General features: G+C 65.4%; 1 pseudogene. It reads right to left on the reverse strand.

What is annotated here, in order from left to right:
- Window positions 1–674 (reverse strand): annotated as a pseudogene (locus KDH83_RS31080) (peptidase M61); the annotation flags it as partial.

The following is a 674-nucleotide window of genomic DNA, read 5'->3' on the forward strand; positions in this document are numbered from 1 at the left end:
CCACCCCCGCAGCCCCCTCGACCTTCAACCCGTCGATCGCCACCAGCACATCCCCGGCCGACAACCCGCCCTTGTGTCCCGCGCCGCCTTCCAGCACGGTTGCCAGCGCCACGGATTCCCCCTGCTTGCGGGTCCGCACATCCAGCGAAGGAATGTTGACGGTAGCCTTCCATTGCAGCTTTACGCCCTGCGGCGCCAGCAGCTCAGCCAGCGGCACATCCGCCGTGCCATAGGCGTGGCGCGCAATGAACCGCCGCGTATCCACGCCCGTCGCTTCCTTTATCAGCGCGGGCAAGCCGTCTTCCGGCAGTCCCTGCGCCTTGCCCTGGTAGAAATCCCGGCCATAGCGCTGCCACAGCAGGCGCATCACATCGTCCAGCGAATGCGCGCCCGCCGATTCCTGGCGGATCAGCAGGTCCAGCCCCAGCGCCACCAGCGCTCCCTTGGTGTAGTAGCTGACCAGCGCATTGGGTGAGTTCTCGTCCTGCTTGTAATAGCGCGTCCAGGCATCGAAGGAGCTTTCCGCCACCGACTGCTTGTGTCGGCCCGGCGTGCGCGCCACGCTGGTGATGGTCTTGGCCAGCAGGCGCAGGTAGTCGTTCTGCGTGATGGCGTTGGAACGCAGCAGCAGCAGATCGTCGTAATAGGACGTGAACCCCTCGAACACCCAGAGC

This window comes from Achromobacter sp. Marseille-Q0513 (genome assembly GCF_018195695.1).
GTDB lineage: Bacteria > Pseudomonadota > Gammaproteobacteria > Burkholderiales > Burkholderiaceae_B > Achromobacter.